Origin of the sequence: Bacillus cereus group sp. BfR-BA-01331 (genome assembly GCF_022663915.1) — a bacterium.
Classification (GTDB): Bacteria; Bacillota; Bacilli; order Bacillales; family Bacillaceae_G; genus Bacillus_A; species Bacillus_A mycoides.
This window is the reverse complement of the sequence record NZ_JAKUGJ010000001.1, coordinates 710,830-732,562: the sequence shown is the minus strand read 5'-3', so window position 1 is coordinate 732,562 and position 21,733 is coordinate 710,830. Positions and strand designations below refer to the sequence as shown.

The following is a 21,733-nucleotide window of genomic DNA, read 5'->3' as shown; positions in this document are numbered from 1 at the left end:
AATTCCCCCATAAACTTCTATTTTGAGTTTACAAAAGCATCTTTATTTTTCCAGAAATAATCCCATCCTGAAATAACGGTAAAGAATAATGCAATCCATATGAAAATATCTGCAACTGGAATATGAAGTAGATTTAACGGTACATCATGTAATAAGTATGCTGCAATCGCAATAATTTGTGTCCATGTCTTAATTTTCCCTAGCTGATTTGCTGCAACTACTTCCCCTGTCCCAGCAAGTACAAGGCGTAAACCTGTTACTGCAAACTCACGGCTTATAATTACAATAACGATCCAAGCAGGTACATATTGCATTTCTACCAATGTGATAAGCGCTGCCGAAACAAGTAATTTATCTGCTAACGGGTCAAGGAATTTCCCTAAATTCGTTACAAGATTATACTTTCTTGCATAATGTCCATCAATCCAATCTGTAGCCGAAGCAATAATAAAGATAAGTGCCCCTACTAAATGTTGAATTGGTAACTCTACATCACCAATTATAAATGAGCCCCACTCAAAGGGCGCTAACATAATTACCATAAAAATTGGAATTAAGAAGATTCTAGATATTGTAATTTTATTTGGTAAATTCACAGCTATTCCTCCATCATGTCAAAAACATTTGTTCATTGAAAAAAGTCATCGAAGCGATGACTGTTATTGCGCAGCTTGCCCTATCCCTTGGTTTTTTATCACCAATCTTTGGTGAAGTTCTTTTGCTGGATCCAATGGGAAAGCAACCACTTGACCATTCAGTTTAACTTCAACATTCGTTGCATTTCCAATATTAAGTCGCACTTCTTTTACTGTTGATAAATCACGTTTTTCTATTTGGCCACCTTGTACTGTAGTGTTTAGAATTTCGTTCCCAGCATCATCTTTAACATCTACATAACTCGCACCTTTACCCGATATTTCCAGTTCTAATGTTTTATTATTATGAATTTCCAAAGTAGATACCTTACCAGTTGTTCCAACTACTTTTATCTCTTGCTGTCCAGTTGGTTGTGCTGGTTGTTCCTCTTTCTTTGGCTCTTCTTTTTTTGGTTCTTCTTTCTTTGGTTCTTCCGCTTTCGCTTCATCTTTCTTTGTATCTAGCGGAGAATTTTTTGCTTTTTGAACCTCAATTTTCTCACTTTGAGCATTTGGAACTTGCCTATCATCTTTTCCAGTTAACGCTTGAATAACAAACCAGACTACCACTCCAAATGCGATTACTAACAACGCAATCAAAATTTTGGGCATATGATCCGCAATTGGCCATGATGAAGATTTTTGCATTGTTTCTTGTGTTTTTTGTCCAGTTGATACTTGTGGAACTTCACGTTTTTCAGACTGTGGTATCGTACTCTGATATTCTACAAGCAGTTCCTCTCCACTTAATCCAACAGCATCTGCATATTGTTTAATGAATGCACGCGCATAAAAAGCTCCTGGCAACACATCATAATTGCCTTCTTCAATCGCTACTAAATGGCGTTTTTGAATTTTTGTAATCTCATGCAGCTGATCAATAGATAAGCCTTTCGCTTCTCTTGCTTCTGTCAGCTTTTGTCCTAATTCCGTCACTACTAACACCTCAATATTTCTTTAAAAGTCGAACATAGAGAAATTGTTTTGCGTACCTTGCTCAATTTCATCTACTAAATTATATTGAATTTCTTCATCATAATCGTTACGCAATTCGATAATATAATCAAAATCATCCAATGTGTATTCTGACTGACTCACAAACACATCCGGATGTTCCACAACTTTCGTTGCAGGCAATCTCATGATTTCACGAACGAGCTGCCAGTGTCTTTCATTTGCACGCTTTGTCGACACAATTCCATCTAGTATGAAAATATTATCGTCGCTATACTCATCTTCAATCAATTGGCTACGAACAGTTTGCTTAATGAGAGTAGATGATACGAATAACCATCTCTTATTTGCACAAACACTTGCGGCAACAATAGATTCTGTTTTTCCGACACGGGGCATTCCTCGTATCCCAATTAATTTATGACCTTCTTTTTTCATTATCTCCGCCATAAAGTCTACAAGCAATCCTAATTCATCACGCACAAATCGAAATGTTTTCTTATCATCTGCATCTCGTTGTATGTACCTACCATGTCTAACTGCTAGCTTATCTCTAAGCTTTGGCGGACGATATTTCGTTACCGTTATATTATCCATCGTATTTAAAATTGATTCAAGTCTAGAGATTTGTTCTTGATTATCACACATAAGCAAAAGTCCACGTCGTGCATTATCTACACCATTAATTGTGACAATATTGATGCCAAGCATACCGATTAACGAAGAAACGTCACCAAGTAAGCCAGGTCGGTTTTTATGTATTTCATATTCAAAATACCATTCAATCATCCAAGATCACTCCCCTACGCTTACTTTACACCTACGTACTATATTATATGATTTCATCTTAATAGGGAAGCTAAATGTATAATCTATTCCTCCTAATTACTATACAAAAAAAGTAGAGAGGAGCTTCTCCTCTCTACTTTTACTTATGTTGTACAAACTTCACCATTAAATTTGCAATTGTATGTTGCTCTTGTTCATCAGCAACTTTCCAAAGCTCAGACAATAATTTTTCTTGATCGTTGCGCGCTTCTACTTCATTTGCTAAATAATCACCAACACGAAATGCCATATCTGATACGGCACCACCATCAAGCCCTTTTCCCCCCGCTTGTTCTAAACGTTCTCCTAAAAAGCTCTTCCACTGATCAAAATTATCTAACACTGACATGTTTAAGCACCTCACTATTTTAGTAATAGAATCATGCTTAATTTGTACAATTTCTTGTTTTTTATGTAAGAATTTTTTAGCAATGCCAACCGCCATTCACTCCGATAATTTGCCCCGTAATATAAGAAGCTCCTGGCGAAACGAGGAAGGAGACTGTTTTTGCTACCTCTTCGGGTAGTCCTATTCTACCTAATGGAATATCTTCAGCAATTTCATTTTTATCATCTTCTGAAAATACATTTAACATTTCTGTTTCGATTGCACCTGGCGCTACCGCATTAACGCGCAATCCACTTAGAGAAACTTCTTTCGCTAAAGCCTTCACATATGAATTTTGTGCACCTTTCACCATTGAGTACAGCACCTCACAAGACGCTCCTATTTGCCCCCAAATGGATGAAATAACAACAACATTACCCCTTCTCCGCCCGATCATCGGTGGAAGCGCCATCGATAAAAGTCTATATACACTCTTCACTTGAAGCTCCACCATATAATCTAATTCTTCATTAGTAACATCTGTTACTAATCCAAATATACTCTTTCCAGCTGCGTATACAATAACATCAATAGGATGTTCGATTTGTCCCCACAATTTCTCTGCTCCATCGATAGAAGCTAAATTTGCTTGCACAGGAATCACTGCATCAAACTCCTTTTGTAACCCCCTTATCTTCTCTTCGCTTTTATTGTAATGAATATAGACTGTATAACCATCCTCGATTAACTGCTTCGAAATAGCAGAGCCAATCCCTCCGCTTCCTCCAGTTACTAATGCATACTTTTTCATAAATTCCCTCTCTTATCTTTTTATGTATAAATAAATAATACCCTCATCTTACCATTTGGCAATAACCAAACGTTAGATGAGGGATATAGATACTGCGTTTTTTATTCACATATCACTTCATTTTTTTGGTAACACTTGGCAGACACTCATTTTCTCTTCAATCAATAATGTTTTTGCTGCTTGTTGTAAGTCTTGAACAGTTAATCCTTCTAACACTGTAAGAGCATCAAATAAACTAGATTCATTAAACGCATATCGTGTAAACTGATTTGCAATATATTCAGGTGAATTCAACGATCGTAAAAATCCGCCAATTTTCTTTTTCTTCACCCGTTCCAGTGCAGTCTCATCTAACTGATCATAATTCGTTTGTAGTAAAATACCTTTTAATCGCTCTGCCAATTCATCAGGGTGCTTCGTATCTCCACCAACCATTGCAAAACCAAAGTTATTTTCTTCTGTATAGTCATACGAGAACGAATCATCAATAAGACCTTCATTATATAAAGATTCGTAATGAACTGACCCTTTTCCAAATAAATAATCTAAAAGTAATGTAAGTGCAATTTCTTGTTTTAACAGAGCTTGCCCTTTTTCTTTTAAATTCGTTGCCTTAATACCAACTAAACATTTTGGAGTTTGAACAGGCATTGAAATAATCCTTTTCTTTTCATTTACTTCTTCTGGTTCCTCTTCAAAAGAGCGAACGATTTCTGGTTGATTTTCGTAATCTTTTTTCGCTTGATTTTCACGAACTAAATCCATTGTTTTTTCAGGATCAATCGCTCCAACAACAAATAATAACATGTTGCTCGGATGGTAAAAAGTCTCATAACATTCATACAGTAGGTCTTTTGTAATTTTACTAATAGACTCAATCGTCCCTGCAATATCAATTTTAATTGGATGTTTCACAAACAAACTATCGATTAACCCAAAGTATAAACGCCAGTCTGGGTTATCTTGGTACATTTGAATTTCTTGACCGATAATACCTTTTTCTTTTTCAACCGTTTTTTCAGAGAAATACGGTTCTTGTACAAAGTCTAACAACGTATTTAAATTTCTCTCTACATTTGATGTACAGGAAAAGAGATAAGCGGTTCTTGTAAAAGATGTAAAAGCGTTCGCTGAAGCACCTTGTTTACTAAACAATTGAAACGCGTCATGGTCCTCTTTTTCAAACAATTTATGCTCAAGGAAATGAGCAATTCCATCTGGTACACGAGTCATGTCTTCTTTTCCAAGCGGTACAAATGTATTATCAACAGAACCGTACTTCGTCGTAAATGTTGCAAATGTTTTGTTGAAGCCTTGTTTCGGTAAGATATATACGTCTAATCCATTCGGAAGTTTTTCATAATATAGCGTCTCTTTTAATTGCTCATACACAATTTTCTCCATTTATTCTCCCTCCGTTCCATGTAAAAAGTAAATTGTATCTAGTTCAATATTATTAGCAACTTTCACAATCTCTTCTTTCGTCACGCTTTCTATTCCCGTTAGCCATTCTTCAACTGGACGCGTACGCTCTGAAATCACCCCGTGATAAAGCATTTCAACAAAACCACGTGGTGTATCAATTGCCTCTAAGATTTGATTTTGAATTACACTTTTCGTTTGCTTAATCTCTTCCTCTGAAAAATCACCGTTTTGCATTGCTTTCATTTGTTCTTTAATAATTTCAACAGCTTTTTCAAAGTTCTTCGCTTCAATTCCAGACATAACGAAGAGCAAACCTTTATGACTTTCAAATCTCGATGCTGCATAGTACGCTAAACTATTTTTTTCACGGACATTTACGAATAACTTCGAATGAGAAAACCCTCCAAATAATCCGTTAAACAATTGTAATGCAAAATAATCTTCATCTTTATACGTAATGAATGTGCGATAGCCGATATTTAATTTACTTTGCTTTAGTTCTTGTTTTTCAACAATTTCTTTTTCTTCATTATTTCGTTTATGAAGAAGTACATTTCTCTCTTTCATAGCGCGAGGTGAAATCGAAAAATACTTATTTACAAGCTCCACAGCATCTTCTGAAATGTCACCAATGATATATAAATCCATTTCATCCTCAGCTAACACTTTTTGATAATATTGATACAAACTTTCATTTGTAATAGAAGCAACACTTTCTTTTTTTCCATTTGCACTTAAGCGATATGGTTCTACTTTGCACATTTCTGCAATTAAACGCTCGTTTGCATAACGCATTTTATCATCATAAGTAGCTTCAATTCGTTGCAAGAGTGCTCGTTTCTCACTTTCTACAATAGAAGATAGAAAACCGTCCCCTTCTGTTGCTGGATGTAAAACAATATCAGATAACATAGAAAGCGCTTTTTCAAATAACGGTGGTGCATCGCGTAAATATGTTTCATTTGCAATGTCTACATAAATAGAGATGATATGGTCTTCCCCTTTTTTACTTACATCTACCGCTAAAGAAGATCCATATAATTCTTCTAAATATTGACGAAGACGAATTACAGAAGGCAGTTTTTCTGTCGCACTTTGCAATACGTACGGCAATAGGGCACGCTCTGTCACCGTCTCCTCATTTAAAGGTGCTTTAAAACGAAATACAAAGGTATTTGTTTTAAATTTATCAGTCGGAATAATATGTACTCGCAAGCCACCTAATTCATGCAGTTGCTGTTCCATTAGTTTCATTAATAGCCCTCCTTTACGTATGTAGGAATATTCCTCTTCAATATACAGTTTTTAGAAATAAAAAATCAACTTTTCTTCCTTATTATGCTTACATTTGAGTCTTTCTAAAAACTTTAATATGTAAGGAACATAGTAAAATTCCGTATTAAATATATTCTATGTAAAAAAGCCCGCACTAATGTGCGAGCTTTTTTTATACTTTCTAAATACTCATCGTTTTCCTTTTTCATAAGGCGTTCCTAATGCTTTCGGAGCTTCAGATCGGCCTACAAAACCAACGAGTGCTAATATTGTAAATACATACGGTAATATCGTTAAGAATACACTTGGAATTTCTTTTAATATAGGAATTGTACCACCTGTTATCCCAAGTGATTGAGCAAATCCGAAGAACAGCGCTGCTCCAAGAGCACCAAGTGGATTCCATTTACCAAAGATCATAGCTGCTAGTGCCAAGAAACCTTGTCCAGTAATTGTAGCACCTGAGAAGTTACCAGAAATCGACATTGCGAAGACCGCACCACCCACTCCTGCAAACATTCCAGATATACAAACTGCAATATAACGCATTTTATATACATTAATTCCCATCGTATCTGCTGCCATTGGATGTTCACCAACAGCACGAAGACGAAGACCGAACGGTGTTTTATAAATAATGTACCAAACAACAAATGCTAAAATAATGGCAATATACGATGTTAACGGTACATTTGAGAAAAAGATTTTCCCGATTACCGGAATATCCGAAAGTCCTGGAACATCGATTTTTTCAATTCGGTATTGAATAAAATCAGTCTGTCCTTTACCAAAGATTTTCTTAATCGCAAATACTGTTAAACCGAGCGCTAAAAAGTTAATCGCTACCCCGCTTACTACTTGATCCGCGCGGAATGTAATGGACGCTACTGCGTGAAGAAGTGCAAATAATCCACTACCAATAGCTGCAAATAATAGTGCAATCCAAGGAGTCATTGATCCCCACGTATCACCCATTAATAACGTTGTAACGATACCAGTAAATGCACCAAATAACATTAAACCTTCTAAGGCTATATTTACAACCCCAGAACGTTCACTGAACACTCCACCTAACGCCGTAAAAATAAGTGGCGCTGCCGTATATAACGTACCAGTCACAAGAATGGCTAAAATATCTATAAAGCTCATTTATTTCCCCTCCTTGCTCATGCGTGTAAGTGCCCAGCGTAAAACATAACTGCAAGCAACAAAGAAAATAATACATGCGATAATAACATTAATTAACTCAGAAGGTACATCTGCTTCAAAATTCATTTGCGGGGCTGCACTTTTCAAACCACCGAACAGTAAAGCCGATAATAATATACCAAACGGATTATTTCCTCCAAGAAGAGCTACCGCAATCCCATCGAATCCAATACCAGTAAACGATGTCATTGCCGTCATACTTTGGAATGTTCCTAGACCTTCCATTGCCCCACCAATTCCAGCAAAAGCGCCAGCAATTGTCATTGATAATACAACATTACGAGAGACTTTCATCCCTGCATATTGCGATGCATTTTGGTTAAAACCAACCGATTTTAACTCATATCCTAACGTAGTTCTATCTAATACGAACCACATTACAATAGCAATTAAAATAGCTACAACAATTCCCCAGTGCAAACGAGATCCATCTGTCAATGAAGATAGCCAATCAGAAGCTAATGAAGCACTCGCTTGTACATCATAAGATTTCTCATTACCTTCATGTATAAAACGTTTAATAAGATCATACGTAACATAAAGTGCAATGTAGTTCATCATAATTGTGACAATTACTTCATTTACTTTAAGCTTTCCTTTTAAATATCCAGGTATAAATCCCCATAAACCACCGGCAATCGCGGCTACTAAAATAGATAACGGAATATGCAAAAATGCTGGTAACGATACTGCATATCCAAACCAGACAGCGGCAAGCCATCCAACTAATAATTGTCCTTCTACCCCAATGTTAAAGAGACCTGTACGAAACGCAAATGCAACAGACAGACCAGCTAACACGAGTGGGATCATCGTACGTAGCGTCTCACCGATAGCCTGCGGATTTCCAACCATTCCTTCCCAAAGCGCTGCATACCCAACAATTGGATCATATCCACTAACTAACATTACAATGGCACCAACAAGTAAACCAAAAATAACGGATAATACAGGAACTAAAATGTTAATTGTTCGCTCCGTTAAAAATTTTTTAGCCATTTGTATTCACCTTCTCTTTCTCCGTTCCGCCAGCCATCAACAAACCAAGCTGTTGTTCATTTGTTTCTTTCGCATCGACAATTGCTACAATTTTCCCTTCATATATAACAGCAACTCGATCACTTACATTTAAAATTTCATCCAGTTCTAACGATAGAAGTAATACCGCTTTCCCGTTATCTCTCTGCTCGATTAATTTTTTATGAATAAATTCAATTGCACCTACATCTAAACCACGTGTTGGTTGTGCTGCAATTAATAAATCTGGATTACGATCTACTTCACGTGCAATGATAGCTTTCTGCTGATTTCCACCTGATAGAGCACGCGCTAATGTTTGTTCACTAGGTGTACGTACATCAAACTGTTCAATAAGCGCCTTTGCTTTCTCTGTGATTTTGCTAAAGTTTAAAATCCCCTTCTTTGAAAATGGATTTTTATAGTATGTTTGCAAAACTATATTGTCTTTAACAGAAAAATCAAGAACTAGCCCGTGTTTATGACGGTCTTCTGGAATATGACCTATTCCTTCCTCTGTAATTCTTCGAACAGGCCAATTCGTTATTTCTTTTCCTTTAATTGCAATAGAACCTGACTCAACTTTTCGTAAACCAGTAATCGCCTCTATTAATTCACTTTGACCATTTCCATCAATCCCTGCAATACCAACGATTTCTCCTGCACGAACAGTTAAGTCAAGGCCTTTTACAGCAGGTAATTGGCGTGCATCATGAACGACAAGATTCGCAACAGACAGAACCTCCTCTTTCGGTTTGGCCCCTATTTTTTCTGTTTTAAAATTCACTTGACGTCCGACCATTAATTCTGCAAGTTTATGTTCATCCATTTCCGCAACGTCAACTGTACCAATTCCTTTACCTTTACGAATAATTGTGCAACGATCGCAAACTTCCATAATTTCTTTTAATTTATGTGTAATAAGAATGATAGATTTCCCTTCTTGCACAAGCTTTTTCATAATTTGAATCAACTCATGAATTTCTTGAGGAGTTAACACTGCAGTCGGTTCATCGAATATTAAAATCTCCGCACCACGATAAAGCGTCTTTAATATTTCAACCCTTTGCTGCATCCCAACCGAAATATCTTCAATCTTTGCATTTGGATCAACAGCTAAACCGTACTGTTCAGATAATTGTTTAATTTCTTTTGCAGCCTCTTCAACAGCTATTTTCCCTTTTCTCTTCGGCTCATTTCCAAGAATGATATTCTCTGTAACTGTAAAATTATGAACAAGCATAAAGTGCTGATGGACCATCCCAATTCCAAGGTCATTTGCAATATTCGGATTTGTAATTTTTACAGGGTTTCCTTTAATTTTAATTTCGCCCTGTTCTGGTTGATACAAACCGAACAGTACATTCATCAACGTTGATTTCCCTGCACCATTTTCTCCAAGTAAAGCGTGTATCTCTCCCTGTTTTACTTGCAGCGTAATATCATCATTCGCTACAATGCCTGGGAATACTTTTGTAATATTGTTCATCTCAATTACGTATTCCATTTTATTCCTCCTTCTAGCAGGGAACACTCCCTAATTACACTCTATTAAAAGTATTTTTATATATGCAAAGGTTAGTTCTAAGAACTAACCTTTGCTATTGCTCTATCATTATTTCTTTAGAGCAGCTTCGTATGCTTTATATTCATCATCAGTCGCAGGTACTTTAATTTCACCAGCAGTGATTTTCTTCTCAAACTCTTCTATTTTTGTTAAAATTTCTGGGTTTACTTTTTTCACATTATCAGTTGTTTTCGCAATACCAACGCCATCATCTTTTAAGCCGAACTCTTCTACTTTACCGCCTTTTAACTTACCGTCTTTCGCTTCTTGCGCTACTTTTGCTACTGCAACATCAACACGTTTTACCATTGAAGTTAAAGTTACGTTTTCAGGCATGCCTTCTTGATTTTGGTCACGGTCAACACCGATTACCCAAACATTTTCACCTTTTTTCTTACGGTTTTTCGCTTCTGTGAATACACCGTTACCAGTTGCACCTGAAGCATGGTAAATTACGTCAACGCCTTGACCGTACATTGCTGAAGCTAATACAGATCCTTTTTCTGGCTTATCAAATGCATCAGCATATTGTGATACAATTTCGATATTTGGATTTACTGCTTTTGCACCAGCTTTAAAACCTGATTCGAATTTTGTAATTAACGGGCTCTTCACACCACCAACAAAACCAACTTTATTTGATTTTGTTGTCATCGCTGCTACAGCTCCAACTAGGAATGAACCTTCATGGTCTTTAAATGTAATACTTGTTACGTTCGGCTTCTTTACAACTGTATCTACAATCGCAAATTGCTCTTTTGGATACTGTTCAGCCACCTTTTCAATTGATTTCTCCATTAAGTATCCAATACCAAATGTTGTGTTATAATTATCTTTCGCAAATTTCGTTAAATTTGGAATGTAATCAGCATCTTTACTTGATTGAAGGTAACGATATCCTTCATTTTTCTTTAAATCGTTGTCTTTACCAAATTTCGTTAAACCTTCCCAAGCTGATTGGTTAAATGATTTGTCATCAACGCCCCCAACATCTGTAACCATACCAACCTTAAACTCTTTATCCCCTTTTTTGTCACTATCCGCTTTATCCGAGTTACCACATGCACCTAACACTGTACTTGCTGCTAACGTTAACGATAATAAAAGACCTGTTTTTTTCTTCATACTAGAAACCCCTCCTGAAATGTTTTGTCTAATGATTCATACGCTGCTGTCCCTTACTTCTTGCTGTCACCTCCCTAAAAAGGAACTTCCCTACATACGTTTTCTTAATACGTGGAAGCTAAACTTATCAGCTCTAAAGTAATTAATAGAATATAAGATTGGCTCATCATTTTGATCATAGTGCATTTGTTTTAAAACTAGCAGTGCCGTTTCAGGTTCACATTCTAAAATCGGTGAAATTTTCGGGTGATAACCAATCGGTTCAATGTGAGCAACTGCGTATGTGATACGCTTGTGCGTATTATTATGTATTACTGTAAGCAGCGATTCCTCATTGTATCCCGATAAATCTGGTAATATCTCTTTTGCCAGTTTATCAATGCAATATACAACTGGTTCCCCATCCGCTGTACGAACACGTTCAATCATTACTGCGCTAAAAGCATCTTCACAATTAAATTTCTCTTTTTCTTCTTCTGTTAAAGTTGTTGTAGATGATGATAAAAAGATTGTTCCTGGTGTTTTCCCCACACTAGAAATCATATCTGTAATACTAGAAAGTTGCTCTATTCCAGAAGAAAATAACGGCTTCGCATTTACAAATGTCCCTACACCATGTCTACGAATAACAACATTTTCTTCTTCTAAAATACGTAGTGCTTCCCTTAAAGTTGCCCTACTTACACCAAGTTCTTTCGCTAGATCAAACTCTGAAGGTAACTTTTGTTTTTCTTTGTAAGCCCCATCTTTAATTTTTCCTTTGATGTGATCAATCACCCGCAAATATAGGTGACGACTATCGGATTTTACTGACATAAGACTCCCCCGCATTTCAATTATTCGACCTCTGATGTAAGACTTCTTTTCTCTTTTTTCAACTTACAACATAGTATAAATTACTAAATACTAAAAATAAGCGTAATTATCGAATAAATATTAATAATTTTTCAAGATGAAATTTTCACACTTTATCCCATAAAAAAAACTTTGTACCATAAACATTTCTCATATAGAGAAAAAGTTCGGCACAAAGATTCCTTACATCCTTTGTTACACACTTTTCCCCTCATAGTCTAGCAATTCATGGTTGCCAGGTAGAAACTTATGGACCTTATCTCCAAGATTATATGAGGCAGTGATTCTTTTCGAAGTAATCTTACCACTTGCTCCCATATGTGTCAACAGAATTCAACATTTTTCTACATTAAATATCGAACGTTTTGAAAACCAAAACGATAAGCATTCGTATTCTAAAGAGCTCCCTGTTATGTAAGCACTTTCTTTTCTGTTGAATATAGTATATAACAAAAACAGCATATAAAAAAGCCTAATTGTAAAACAATTAGGCTTTTTTTAAGAACTTTTTTCTTGTACATCTTTAATGAGTACTCCCCTTGGTTTACTACCTTCATAAGGACCTACTACACCATTCATTTCCATGGCATCAATTAAACGAGCTGCTCGCGTATATCCTACTCTAAATCTACGTTGTAACATAGAAACAGATGCTGTTTGCATTTCTACTACAAGCTGAACCGCTTCATCATATAATTCATCTTCTACTTCCTGCTTTGTTTCAGGAACATCTTGTGGAATCATATCCTCTTGATATTGCGCTTTTTGCTGCGCAATAACAGATTCTACGACTCTCTCAACTTCATCATCTGATAAAAACGCCCCTTGTACACGAACAGGTTTCGATGCACCAATTGGTATGAATAACATATCTCCACGACCTAGCAACTTTTCTGCACCACCACCGTCAAGAATCGTTCGAGAATCTATTTGGGAAGATACAGCAAATGCAATACGCGATGGAATATTCGCTTTAATAACACCTGTGATAACATCAACTGACGGACGCTGAGTCGCAATAATTAAATGAATACCAGCAGCACGTGCCATTTGTGCTAAACGCATAATCGCATCTTCTACATCCGAAGAAGCAACCATCATTAAATCAGCTAACTCGTCCACAATTACTACAATATATGGTAATTCAGGTTGTTTCGCTTCCGATTGGCTATTATGTTCTTTAATATAATCATTATATCCTTCAATGTTACGCGTACCGCTATGCGCGAATAATTCATAACGACGCTCCATTTCACTCACAACTTTCTTCAAAGCCTGTGATGCTTTTTTCGGATCTGTTACGACTGGTGTTAATAAGTGCGGAACACCGTTATATACATTTAACTCTACCATTTTCGGATCAATCATCATTAATTTTACTTCATGCGGTTTTGCACGCATTAAAATACTTACAATAATTCCATTAATACATACACTCTTTCCACTACCAGTCGCACCAGCTACTAATAAATGGGGCATTTTATTTAAACGTGCCAATACAGCCTCTCCTGTAACATCACGTCCAAGACCGATTAATAACTTCTCTTCTGGGTGGTTATTCGCCTTTGAATCAAGAACTTCTCTCAGCGTTACCATAGAAACTTCTGAATTCGGAACCTCAATCCCTACAGCTGATTTCCCGGGAATAGGTGCTTCAATACGAATGTCTTTCGCTGCTAAAGCAAGCGCTAAATCATCACTTAAACTAACAATTTTACTTACCTTTACTCCCATATCAGGATACACTTCATATTTCGTAACTGCAGGACCTCTATGTACTTTTGTTACTTTCGCTTTCACACCAAAACTTTGGAATGTACGTTCCAATTTACGAGCATTTTCATAAATTTCCGCATTTTCATTTGTAACTTGCTTATTTTGGGGAAACTTTAATATATCAAGCGAAGGAAGCTTATAATCTTTATTTTCCACATTAGAAAATTGCATAGGAGGTGCTTTCGTTTCACCTTCTAGCGATTCAACGATTTTTTCTCCTCGTTTCTTGTGAGGTTGTTCTTCTGGCGCAGGCGGAACTGCCTCTTCAATAAACGGAGGAGTGATTAAATCATTTTCTTCTATCTGCTTTTCCGTCTCTTCACGTACTGGATAATTCTCAGTAAAATTCGAAATAATTGGTGGACCAATTTCTATTTCTTCTACTGGCTCAATAGCTTCTTCTTGTTCAGCAACACGTTCACGCCTCTTGCTTCTTGTTGTTTTTTTCTTTTCAGTTTGCTCGGCGACCCTTTGAGATTTCCAATCTTTATAATCCCCTTGCATGACTTGAAACTGACTTCTAAGAATTCTCCCTACCGGAGCAAGTACTTCTCCAATATGTTTATTTGTTATACAAAGTATTCCAAGAATAACTAAAATAATTCCAATGATATATGCCCCTACTTCGTCAAATAAGAAGTAGCACGTTGCGAACATCAGTGCACCGAACATACCACCACCTAAATGAACACTATCCGGGCCCTTTTTCATTTCAAGGAAGAAGTAATCTTTTGTACTAACAATTACAGAAGTATTTTGCACAGCTCCATCTTTCGTAAGCAGGTTAAATAATGTAATATGACTAAACATTAATATTGCTAGTACAATTAAATAAACACCTATTAGCCGTTTATTTAAAAGGTTGGGCCATCCCCGCTTTATTACAAACGCAACAGATAAAGCTATTACACCTAATACACCAATTATGTACCACTCACCAAAGAAGAAGCGAAAAAATAACACAAACGATTTCCCTACAACACCTAGCTGTAAAATCGTAATAATCGAAAGTGCAAAAAGAGTCAACCCGACGATTTCATAATACAAAGTTGGCTTTATCGTACGTCTTGCCTTAGCCTTCGTCCCTCTTTGCTTTTGTTTTGCCATTTCTTCACCTCGTGTTCTAAAAATTAAGTACAACTTTCTTATAAAAAAGCTCCACTTACATGTCTTTCTCTCTATTTTTCAGGTCTTTATATCTTCTATTTTTACACTTCTTGTAAAATGTTAAATAAACAGAAGAAAGCAGCCTACTCATGGCTGCTCAACCGTCTTGTTTTTTATATTATACCATAGCTCCTAAACAAAATCCTTCTTTTTGCTAAAAGGTAATTTTCTGTCCAGGCTCAAACTCTAGGTAGTGAGACGGATTCGTACTTAATACACGTACAATAGAGTAACATTGATTATCCTCCTCAGAAACCACTAATTCCACGCCATTTATATTCACAACTTTTTGGCTTTCGCATTGTGAATAATCGGCCGGATACACAAGTTGCTCTGGCATAATTGTATATAAAATCATTGTAGCATTGTCCCTTCTGTACTATTATCCTTGTGTTCATCAATTAATTCGTTTAATTTTCGAAGTGCGCTACCAATACCACCGACACCATCTATAAGACCATACTTCACTGCATCTCCACCTATTACATTCGTCCCAATATCTCGCGTCAAATTCCCTTTTGCAAACATAAGCTCTTTAAAACGATCTTCCGTTACTTTCGAATGCTTTGTCACAAATCGAATGACTCTTTCTTGCATTTTATCCAAATACTCAAATGTTTGTGGCACACCTATAACAAGACCTGTTAAACGAATCGGATGAATTGTCATCGTCGCTGTTTCGGCAATAAATGAATAATCAGTTGAGACCGCAATCGGTACACCGATTGAATGCCCTCCTCCTAAAACAAGAGATACAGTTGGCTTTGAAAGCGAAGCCACCATTTCAGAAATCGCTAATCCAGCTTCAACGTCACCCCCAACTGTATTTAATATTAACAGTAAGCCTTCAATTTTTGGATTTTGTTCAATCGCGACAATTTGCGGAATGATGTGTTCATATTTTGTTGTTTTATTTTGTGGTGGCAACTGAATATGACCTTCCACCTGCCCAACAATTGTTAAGCAATGAATACGCGATTCATTCATTTGTGGTACATTTGTCTGTCCAAGTTGCTGAATTTTCTCCACTATAGAAGCCTCTTTTGGAACTTCTTTCGGCTCAGCTTCTTTTTCTTCATTTGTATAACGATCACGTTCTGTCATATCGCATCCCCTTTCACTCGTATATAACTATTATTTCTTAAGTTATGAATTTCATTCGATAGGGTTAAAAAAGAAAAAGATCACCTGTAAAGGTGACCTTCTTTATACTTCCATAATAATCGGTAAAATCATTGGCTTTCTCTTCGTTTCTTCGTACAAGAACTGCCCTAATAATTCACGAATATTTTGTTTCAACATAGACCATTCAATTGTATATTCTTTAATTGATTGTTCAACAATCATACGTACAATATCTGTGGATCGTTCGATTAATGCTTCTGATTCACGAACATATACAAAGCCGCGTGAAATAATTTCTGGACCAGAGATTATTTTCTTTTCATCCTTACCTAGTGTTACAACAACAACTAAAATTCCATCTTGAGATAACATCTTTCTATCTCGAAGAACGATGTTACCGACGTCACCTACACCTAATCCATCAATTAAAACATTACCAGCTTGCACTTTACCAGCTAATTTTGCTTCATCGTCACCAAAAGCAATTACATCGCCTTTTTCTACGATAAAGATATTCTCTCTCGCAATACCTACATCTTCCGCTAAATACGCATGTGCTTTTTGCATACGGAACTCACCATGTACGGGTACAAAATACTTCGGCTTCATTAAATTTATCATCAGCTTTAATTCTTCTTGGCTACCATGACCTGAAACGTGAACTTTTCTTTCACCGTAATAAATAACCTCAGCACCAGATCTAAATAACAAGTCAATAATTTTTGATACAGATACTTCATTCCCTGGAATTGGAGAAGCTGCAATAATAACAGTATCACCTTTACGAATTGAAATTTGTTTATGAGCTTGCTTCGCCATTCTAGAAAGGGCTGCCATCGGTTCCCCTTGACTACCAGTCGTTAAGATAGCTACCTTTTTTTCCGGGAAATTGTCTATTTCTTGTAATGAAATAACCATACCTTCTGGAACATCTAAATAACCAAGACGTCTTGCAATATCTACCACTTTCACCATGCTACGTCCTACTACCGCTACTTTCCTTCCAGTTTCAGCAGCTGCATCAAACACTTGTTGAATACGATGTACATTGGAGGCAAATGAAGCAACAATAATACGCCCTTCTGAACTATAGAATACTTTAGAAATCTCTATACCAACTTCTTTTTCCGAACCTGTATAACCAGGACGTTCAGCGTTTGTACTATCAGATAACAAGCAAAGTACGCCTTCATTTCCAATTTGCGCCATTTTCCCAAGATCTGCTCCACTATTTCCGATTGGAGTTTGATCAAATTTAAAGTCTCCTGTATATACTACAGCACCTTTTGATGTATGGAAACAAACACCCACAGAATCCGGAATACTATGTGTCGTTCCGAAGAATGACACATTTGTTGAATTAAACTCTACTGTTGAATTCGAGTCAATTGTTTTTAAGTCTACACGGCCTAACATTCCTGCTTCGCCAAGCTTTTCTTGTATAAGTCCTACCGTTAATTTCGTCGCATATACTGGAATAGATAATTTACGAAGCACATAAACAATTCCACCAATATGATCTTCATGACCATGGGTAATAAATAGTCCTTTTACTCGCTCTTGATTTTCTACTAAATATGTAATGTCAGGAATAACAATATCAATCCCAAACATTTCATCTCCCGGGAACATCAATCCTGCATCTACAATAAAGATTTCAGAATCAATTTCAACACAGTACATGTTTTTACCGATTTCACCTACTCCGCCAAGAGCAAATACTTTAACAGACTCATTCTCTTTTCTCTTCATGTTGTTGCCTGGTTTAAAAATCTTGCAAACACTGATTTCACTAAAATTGCAGAGACACCAGGGGAAACTCTACAACCACCATATATTCACCGTCCAAGACGAATGTCCTTACCGTTATGCGATATCATGTCCTTGTTAATTTTTTAAACCAGGTTTCACCTCTCTTTCATTATATAAATCAAATATCTTATTCGATATGATATGAAAATTTCATTAAATCGTAATTTTTACCAATTTTGCTAAGCATACCCGTACTAAGCTACTTAGCCATATTATAACTGATACAAGAAATAGAACACAAGTTAAATTATGCGAAAGACAAGAGAAGACACTAAAATGAGATTATAATTTAAGAGGGCAAAATTCATATCGGTTTTACTATTTTCCCTACGTAATAAGAGTTTGATGGAAAAATATTCATGTAAATTCTTTACATAAACATGAAACGATATTCACTAAAAAAACCTTATCTCTGTAATCAGTTTCTTACTAATTCTCCCCCCTGCCATCCCCTTCTTATTACAGCCTATTAACTATAGCTAATTTTCATCACTTACATATAGTTAGTCAAAATAAAAATGACCTAGTTTCACACTAGGTCATTTTTATTAACGAGGAATAGATTGCATTACGGATTGTAACGTTATTCTTTCTTCTTCCGTTAATGGAAGAAGTGGCAAACGTACAGAACCTACATCTAATCCCACCATTTGTAATGCTGTTTTTACTGGTGTTGGGCTCGGCGCCATAAATAGTGCATCCGTTACTTTTACTAGTAATTGATGTAATTTCTGCGCTTTTTTGAACTCTCCAGCTTGGAATGCAGCAATCATTTCTTGCATTTCATTCCCGATAACATGAGATGCTACAGAAACAATACCTTTTGCTCCAATTGCCATAGCTGGTAATGTTAAACCATCATCACCGCTGTATACTGCAAAGTCGTCCGCTGTTTTTTCAATGATTTCTGTCATTGTTAATACATCGCCGCCTGCATCTTTAATCGCAACAATGTTTTCGATTTCTGATAAACGAACAACTGTATCAACGGAGATTTGTACAATAGATCGTCCTGGAACATTATATAGCATTACCGGAAGCGGAGTGCTTTCAGCGATTGTTTTAAAGTGCTGGTACATCCCTTCTTGACTCGGTTTATTATAATACGGTGCCACTAGCATAACTGCATCAACACCAACTTCAGTTGCCTTTTTTGTTAAATCAACAGAAGCATGCGTATTATTGCTACCTGTTCCAGCGATGACGGGCACCCTTTTATCGACAACAGATACGACATGGCGATATAACGCTACTTTTTCTTCTGATGTTAATGTAGGAGATTCTCCAGTCGTCCCTCCTACCACGATTGCTGTTGTACCGTTATCAATTAAATAATTTACCAATTTCGTTGTCTTTGCAAAATCGATATTACCATTTTTATCAAACGGTGTTACCATCGCGGTTGCAATTGTCCCAAAATCTATCATGATCTCACTCCTTATTGTTCCAGTTGCTTTTCTTTTGAAAGCTCAAATGCACTATGTAATGCATTCACAGCCTCCACTAAATCGGCTTCTTTTACAAGAACCCAAATTGTCGTATGACTATCTGCTGATTGCAGAATTTGAATACCTTTTTCCGCTAAAGCTGTGACAATTTTCGCTGTAACCCCTGGAATACCTGCCATTCCAGCACCAACGATAGAAACCTTCGCACAATGCTCTGTCACAACTGGATCATATCCAAGTTGCTTTAAAACCTCAACTGCACGCGCTGATACACTATCCTTTACTGTGTAAGCTACACCGGTAGGAGAAATGTTAATTAAGTCCACACTAATTCCTTCATTAGCCATTTCTTTAAACACGTGTTGTTGTAAATCATATGCAGTTTCTTTTGCAAGCACTTTAATTTGCGTTACGTTTGACACATGGGCAATCCCTGTAACAGGACGTTCTTCTACATCCTGCCCTTTTGTAGCACCATCATATGCCGCAATAAGCGTACCTTCACTATCCGAATACGTAGAACGTACACGAAGTGGTACTTTTGCATGCATCGCAATTTCAACCGCACGCGGATGAACAACCTTCGCACCCTGATAAGCCATGTTACAAATCTCGTTATATGTTACAGTTTGAAGATGACGTGCATCTTTTACGATACGAGGATCCGCAGTCATAACACCTTCAACATCTGTGAAGATATCGATATATTCAGCATGAAGCGCAACACCTAATGCTGAAGCTGAGGTATCACTACCTCCGCGTCCAAGTGTTGTCGTATCTCCATTTTTCGTTTGACCTTGGAATCCAGTCACGACGATAACATCTACATTTTGTAACTCTTCATGTATACGATCGCAATTCATTTCAATAATCTTAGCATTCGTAAAGTCATTATTCGTTACAAAACCAGCTTGCGCACCATTTAATGCTGCTGCTTTTATACCATTCTCATTCAACATGTTAGAGAAAACAATTGCTGAGATTAATTCTCCGCATGATAATAATAAATCTTGCTCACGTTTAGAAATATTAGATTCCTCTTGATTTACAAGACTTAATAACGTATCAGTTGCATACGGTTCACCTTTACGGCCCATTGCTGATACGACAGTAACTACTTTATAACCAGCAGCTAACGATTTTTTTATATGGTGAAGCGCATGCTTGCGCCCATTGTCATCACGTACTGATGTACCACCAAATTTTTGAACAATAATTTTCATATTTTGCACCTTCTCTTAGCCGTTTACACTAATTGTAATTTTACTAAGCGCTCTGCAATTTGAACAGAATTCCATGCAGCGCCTTTTAATAAGTTATCAGATACGACCCAAAGGTGGAATCCTTTATCATTATTTAAATCTTTACGGATTCTTCCAACGAATACTTCATTTTTACCTACTGCAGTAGCTGGCATTGGATATAACTGCTCTGCTGGATTATCTTGCAGTACAATACCTTCTGCATTTGCAAGTAAGTTTTTCATTTCTTCTACTGTTACGCCTTCTTTATCTACTTCAATGTACACAGACTCGGAATGACCCGATACAACTGGTAAACGTACACATGTCGCAGCTACTTCTAATTCAGGCATATGCATAATTTTTTTCGTTTCATTAATCATTTTCATTTCTTCGAATGTAAATCCATTATCTTGGAATTTATCAATCTGTGGAATAGCATTAAAAGCGATTTGGAAATGCTTTTCGTCACCTGATACAGGTAAAACATTCGCCTTTACTTCTTCGCCATTTAAGATTGCTTGTGATTGTTCATGAAGTTCTTCAATAGCTGCCGCACCAGCACCTGATACAGCTTGATATGTGGAAACGATTACTCGTTTTAAACCATATTGCTGGCGAACTGGTTCAAGAGCTACTACCATTTGAATTGTAGAACAGTTTGGATTTGCAATAATACCATTATGTTCTTTTAAATCATTTTCATTTACTTCAGGTACAACAAGTGGCACGTTTTCTGTCATACGGAATGCACTTGTATTATCAACAACAATTGCACCGCGCTTTGCTGCTTCTGGCGCTAATTGTTTCGATACAGATCCACCTGCACTAAATAGTGCAATATCTACTCCTTCAAAACTTTCAGGAGTTGCCTCTTGAACTGTAAATTCTTCGCCTTTAAATACAAGTTTCTTACCTGCAGATCGTTTAGATGAAAGTAACGTTAACTTCCCAATTGGAAATTCTCGTTTCTCTAAAGTATTTAACATTTGTTCACCAACTGCGCCGGTTGCTCCAACTACAGCGACATGAAAAGTTTTTTGCTTTTCCATCACTATGCCCCTTTCTAGATACCAATCCTTCTATAACTTAGAATTAGAAGGAGCTTACAATGCCCCCTCTAATCTTAATAACG

General features: G+C 36.7%; 19 protein-coding genes and 1 riboswitch. All 19 genes read right to left on the bottom strand.

The features are described 5' to 3' along the window. Window positions 1–17: 17 nt before the first annotated feature. Window positions 18–596 carry a CDP-diacylglycerol--glycerol-3-phosphate 3-phosphatidyltransferase gene (pgsA, locus tag MR155_RS03835; protein ID WP_002014596.1) on the bottom strand — a complete coding sequence of 193 codons (579 nt, stop codon included), beginning with the start codon at window positions 594–596 and terminating at the stop codon, window positions 18–20. Between the two features lie 63 nt (window positions 597–659). Then, window positions 660–1,571 carry a helix-turn-helix domain-containing protein gene (locus MR155_RS03830; RefSeq protein WP_242308275.1) on the bottom strand — a complete coding sequence of 304 codons (912 nt, stop codon included), beginning with the start codon at window positions 1,569–1,571 and terminating at the stop codon, window positions 660–662. A 21-nt stretch (window positions 1,572–1,592) separates the two neighbouring features. Then, on the bottom strand, window positions 1,593–2,378 hold the full coding sequence (locus MR155_RS03825) for a DUF3388 domain-containing protein (RefSeq protein WP_000574107.1): 786 nt from the start codon (window positions 2,376–2,378) through the stop codon (window positions 1,593–1,595). A gap of 139 nt (window positions 2,379–2,517) precedes the next feature. Next, entirely contained in the window at window positions 2,518–2,766 is a 249-nt protein-coding gene (locus tag MR155_RS03820; protein WP_000114449.1) for a DUF3243 domain-containing protein, read from the bottom strand. A gap of 76 nt (window positions 2,767–2,842) precedes the next feature. Continuing rightward, entirely contained in the window at window positions 2,843–3,556 is a 714-nt protein-coding gene (ymfI, locus tag MR155_RS03815; protein WP_113936842.1) for an elongation factor P 5-aminopentanone reductase, read from the bottom strand. 117 nt (window positions 3,557–3,673) lie between these two features. After that, entirely contained in the window at window positions 3,674–4,960 is a 1,287-nt protein-coding gene (yfmH, locus tag MR155_RS03810; protein WP_242308011.1) for an EF-P 5-aminopentanol modification-associated protein YfmH, read from the bottom strand. Further along, window positions 4,961–6,235, bottom strand: coding sequence for an EF-P 5-aminopentanol modification-associated protein YfmF (yfmF, locus tag MR155_RS03805; RefSeq protein ID WP_002066759.1), 1,275 nt, complete (start codon window positions 6,233–6,235; stop codon window positions 4,961–4,963). 210 nt (window positions 6,236–6,445) lie between these two features. Then, window positions 6,446–7,405, bottom strand: coding sequence for an ABC transporter permease (locus MR155_RS03800; RefSeq protein ID WP_242308008.1), 960 nt, complete (start codon window positions 7,403–7,405; stop codon window positions 6,446–6,448). After that, on the bottom strand, window positions 7,406–8,464 hold the full coding sequence (locus MR155_RS03795; RefSeq protein ID WP_002088061.1) for an ABC transporter permease: 1,059 nt from the start codon (window positions 8,462–8,464) through the stop codon (window positions 7,406–7,408). Then, window positions 8,457–9,989, bottom strand: coding sequence for an ABC transporter ATP-binding protein (locus tag MR155_RS03790; protein WP_002066755.1), 1,533 nt, complete (start codon window positions 9,987–9,989; stop codon window positions 8,457–8,459). The genes MR155_RS03795 and MR155_RS03790 overlap by 8 nt, the downstream gene beginning before the upstream one ends. 108 nt (window positions 9,990–10,097) lie before the next feature. Further along, window positions 10,098–11,174, bottom strand: coding sequence for a BMP family lipoprotein (locus tag MR155_RS03785; protein WP_002066754.1), 1,077 nt, complete (start codon window positions 11,172–11,174; stop codon window positions 10,098–10,100). Window positions 11,175–11,264: 90 nt separating this feature from the next. Then, the gene (locus MR155_RS03780) at window positions 11,265–11,990 is read right to left on the bottom strand and encodes a GntR family transcriptional regulator (RefSeq protein ID WP_002088063.1); all 726 of its coding nucleotides are present in this window, start codon (window positions 11,988–11,990) and stop codon (window positions 11,265–11,267) included. Window positions 11,991–12,223: 233 nt separating this feature from the next. Beyond that, a riboswitch (purine riboswitch) is annotated at window positions 12,224–12,325 on the bottom strand. Window positions 12,326–12,527: 202 nt separating this feature from the next. Then, window positions 12,528–14,912, bottom strand: a complete 2,385-nt coding sequence (locus tag MR155_RS03770) for a DNA translocase FtsK (protein WP_002014584.1) — start codon at window positions 14,910–14,912, stop codon at window positions 12,528–12,530. 214 nt (window positions 14,913–15,126) lie between these two features. Next, a complete protein-coding gene (locus MR155_RS03765) occupies window positions 15,127–15,330 on the bottom strand; it encodes a YlzJ-like family protein (protein WP_002088064.1) in 204 nt (67 codons plus the stop codon). Continuing rightward, window positions 15,327–16,076 (bottom strand): translocation-enhancing protein TepA, encoded by a 750-nt coding sequence (gene tepA / locus MR155_RS03760; protein WP_113936839.1) that lies wholly within the window; start codon window positions 16,074–16,076, stop codon window positions 15,327–15,329. Before tepA ends, MR155_RS03765 begins: the two co-directional genes overlap by 4 nt. 102 nt (window positions 16,077–16,178) lie before the next feature. Then, on the bottom strand, window positions 16,179–17,849 hold the full coding sequence (locus tag MR155_RS03755; protein ID WP_002014581.1) for a ribonuclease J: 1,671 nt from the start codon (window positions 17,847–17,849) through the stop codon (window positions 16,179–16,181). Window positions 17,850–18,457: 608 nt separating this feature from the next. Next, window positions 18,458–19,336, bottom strand: coding sequence for a 4-hydroxy-tetrahydrodipicolinate synthase (gene dapA / locus MR155_RS03750; RefSeq protein ID WP_002014579.1), 879 nt, complete (start codon window positions 19,334–19,336; stop codon window positions 18,458–18,460). Between the two features lie 11 nt (window positions 19,337–19,347). Then, the gene (gene dapG / locus MR155_RS03745; protein WP_002137918.1) at window positions 19,348–20,580 is read right to left on the bottom strand and encodes an aspartate kinase; all 1,233 of its coding nucleotides are present in this window, start codon (window positions 20,578–20,580) and stop codon (window positions 19,348–19,350) included. 23 nt (window positions 20,581–20,603) lie between these two features. Then, the gene (asd, locus tag MR155_RS03740; protein WP_002014577.1) at window positions 20,604–21,650 is read right to left on the bottom strand and encodes an aspartate-semialdehyde dehydrogenase; all 1,047 of its coding nucleotides are present in this window, start codon (window positions 21,648–21,650) and stop codon (window positions 20,604–20,606) included. Between the last annotated feature and the right edge of the window lie 83 nt (window positions 21,651–21,733).

Excerpts from the sequence above, each read along its gene's own strand:
- MR155_RS03825 (WP_000574107.1), bottom strand. The coding sequence starts at position 2,378 with ATGATTGAATGGTATTTTGAATATGAAATACATAAAAACCGACCTGGC.
- MR155_RS03820 (WP_000114449.1), bottom strand. The coding sequence starts at position 2,766 with ATGTCAGTGTTAGATAATTTTGATCAGTGGAAGAGCTTTTTAGGAGAA.
- ymfI (WP_113936842.1), bottom strand. The coding sequence starts at position 3,556 with ATGAAAAAGTATGCATTAGTAACTGGAGGAAGCGGAGGGATTGGCTCT.
- yfmH (WP_242308011.1), bottom strand. The coding sequence starts at position 4,960 with ATGGAGAAAATTGTGTATGAGCAATTAAAAGAGACGCTATATTATGAA.
- yfmF (WP_002066759.1), bottom strand. The coding sequence starts at position 6,235 with ATGAAACTAATGGAACAGCAACTGCATGAATTAGGTGGCTTGCGAGTA.
- MR155_RS03800 (WP_242308008.1), bottom strand. The coding sequence starts at position 7,405 with ATGAGCTTTATAGATATTTTAGCCATTCTTGTGACTGGTACGTTATAT.
- MR155_RS03795 (WP_002088061.1), bottom strand. The coding sequence starts at position 8,464 with ATGGCTAAAAAATTTTTAACGGAGCGAACAATTAACATTTTAGTTCCT.
- MR155_RS03790 (WP_002066755.1), bottom strand. The coding sequence starts at position 9,989 with ATGGAATACGTAATTGAGATGAACAATATTACAAAAGTATTCCCAGGC.
- MR155_RS03785 (WP_002066754.1), bottom strand. The coding sequence starts at position 11,174 with ATGAAGAAAAAAACAGGTCTTTTATTATCGTTAACGTTAGCAGCAAGT.
- MR155_RS03780 (WP_002088063.1), bottom strand. The coding sequence starts at position 11,990 with ATGTCAGTAAAATCCGATAGTCGTCACCTATATTTGCGGGTGATTGAT.
- MR155_RS03770 (WP_002014584.1), bottom strand. The coding sequence starts at position 14,912 with ATGGCAAAACAAAAGCAAAGAGGGACGAAGGCTAAGGCAAGACGTACG.
- MR155_RS03765 (WP_002088064.1), bottom strand. The coding sequence starts at position 15,330 with ATGATTTTATATACAATTATGCCAGAGCAACTTGTGTATCCGGCCGAT.
- tepA (WP_113936839.1), bottom strand. The coding sequence starts at position 16,076 with ATGACAGAACGTGATCGTTATACAAATGAAGAAAAAGAAGCTGAGCCG.
- MR155_RS03755 (WP_002014581.1), bottom strand. The coding sequence starts at position 17,849 with ATGAAGAGAAAAGAGAATGAGTCTGTTAAAGTATTTGCTCTTGGCGGA.
- dapA (WP_002014579.1), bottom strand. The coding sequence starts at position 19,336 with ATGATAGATTTTGGGACAATTGCAACCGCGATGGTAACACCGTTTGAT.
- dapG (WP_002137918.1), bottom strand. The coding sequence starts at position 20,580 with ATGAAAATTATTGTTCAAAAATTTGGTGGTACATCAGTACGTGATGAC.
- asd (WP_002014577.1), bottom strand. The coding sequence starts at position 21,650 with ATGGAAAAGCAAAAAACTTTTCATGTCGCTGTAGTTGGAGCAACCGGC.